Below are 1,852 nucleotides of genomic sequence, written 5' to 3'. Positions count from 1 at the left end.
AATCGAGTAGGAGGGGGAGTCGCCTCCCCCGTCCTCTCACACCACCGGGCATACGGTTCCGTACCACGGCGGTTCACGAAGAACGACTAAGCCCTCTTGACCGTATCGAGTACCGAGATCAGACCCTGCTGCTCGAACCATTTCCGTGGCAAGGCCTGATTCATGTGCGAGGCACCGGTGTTCCACCAGGGGCCTCGCCCGTTTCCCGCTGACTTCCACGCCCGATGGTCGTCCAGACCCAGCGCCAGGAGCTTGCGGCGCCGGGTCCGCGGGCGTTTCCATTGCCGCCAGATCACGCAACGCAGCCGGCGACGTATCCAACCATCCAGTGCTTCCAGCGGGCGCTTCACGTCAACGAGGGAGAAGTAGTTGGCCCAGCCCCGCAGGACTGGGACCAGCTCTTCAATGACTCGCCGTATGTTGCGCCCCCTGCCGCGCTTGAGGATCTCGCGGACACGCTGCATCAGGCGCTGCAGGCTGGCCTTGGCCAGCGTCAGCTTCGGCAGCTTGTGTCGGGTCAGCGTGTAGCCCAGGTACCCCCGGTTCCAGGGGCGGTCCACCGCACTCTTGTCGCCATTGACCGTCAGCCTGAGCGAGCTCTCGAGAAAATCACTCAGACTGGTCATGACGCGCTCGCCCGCTCGCCGACTCCTGACATACACCTGCATGTCATCGGCGTAGCGGCAGAAACGGTGGCCGCGGCGTTCCAGTTCCTTGTCCACGTCATCCAGCAGGATATTCGCCAGCAGCGGACTCAGTGGCCCGCCCTGGGGCGTTCCTTGCCGGCGTGGCGCGGTCAGGCCGTCCTGAAACATCCCGGCTTCCAGATAACGGCGGATCAAACGCAGCACCCGCTTATCGCGGACGCGGCGCGCAACCCGCGCCATCAGCAGGTCGTGGCTCACTCGGTCGAAGAAGGCTTCCAGGTCGAGGTCGACCACCCAGCGGTGGCCGGCAGTGACATGGGACTTCATCGCCGAGACGGCCTGCTGGGCGCTGCGTTTGGGGCGGTAGCCGTAACTCGAGGCGGAGAATCCCGGATCGAAGATTGGCGTCAGCACCTGCAGTAGCGCCTGCTGGATCAGCCGGTCGGTAACCGTGGGGATGCCGAGCTGTCGCGTCCCGCCCTTGGGCTTGGGAATCTCGACGGCTCGGATCGGGCTGGGGTGGTACTCACCGGCCAGCAGCCGCTCGCGCAGCGTTGGCCAGTGTTGCTTCAGGTGGTCGGCTAGCTGGGCCACCGTCATGCCGTCGGCACCCGGCGCGCCTTTGTTGGCGACCACCCTTCGGTAAGCCCGCGCCATGTTGGCCTTCTCTACCACGGCCTCCATGAGCGAGGCGGGCTCCGCTTTCGTCCACGATGACGACGCCGGGTTCGTCTCGACGCCCACCGGCCGGGACTCAGGGTACTGCCCCTGCCCCTCTGGGTGGGTGACGGTATCAGCGCCACTTTCTGTCTTCATGATCGATCCTCGAGACGTCATCGCCTACTCGCGGTGCTTCATGTTCGGCCCTTGGTGCCGCGGTGAACCGGCACTTACTATGGCCTCTGCTGACGTCTGGTGGCCCATCCCGTCGCCTCTCGACGCCGGTAGCACCGTGGCAGACCACCAGACCTCCCAGGGTAAGACGCGCGACCTTCCCGCTTATGCCTGTCGGATCTACGTCATGGCGTTCCGTGCAAGTACCGGGCTTTGGTGATGCTTGCCACCTCACCCCGCCATGCCGCCTCGTATCCGCTTCCTGTTCGTCAGGCCAGCGTTTTGCTTCGGGCTGCCTTCGGATTCCCCCTCACGGGAGACACCCTTGCCGTCAGCTAGCACTTCCCCTTGCCGGGCGTGCAGGGGACTTT

The 1,852-nt window shown here is 65.0% G+C and carries 1 protein-coding gene; it reads right to left on the bottom strand.

Annotated features, from left to right (window positions below):
* Positions 1–86: 86 nt before the first annotated feature.
* Positions 87–1,463 carry a group II intron reverse transcriptase/maturase gene (gene ltrA, locus BLP95_RS16565; protein ID WP_176760318.1) on the bottom strand — a complete coding sequence of 459 codons (1,377 nt, stop codon included), beginning with the start codon at positions 1,461–1,463 and terminating at the stop codon, positions 87–89.
* Between the last annotated feature and the right edge of the window lie 389 nt (positions 1,464–1,852).

Source organism: Halomonas shengliensis, assembly GCF_900104135.1.
Lineage (GTDB): Bacteria > Pseudomonadota > Gammaproteobacteria > Pseudomonadales > Halomonadaceae > Halomonas > Halomonas shengliensis.
Note: the sequence above shows the minus strand (reverse complement) of the source record. Positions and strands in the feature narration are given on the sequence as shown.

Coding starts and splice junctions, on each gene's coding strand:
- ltrA (WP_176760318.1), bottom strand. CDS start 1,463: ATGAAGACAGAAAGTGGCGCTGATACCGTCACCCACCCAGAGGGGCAG.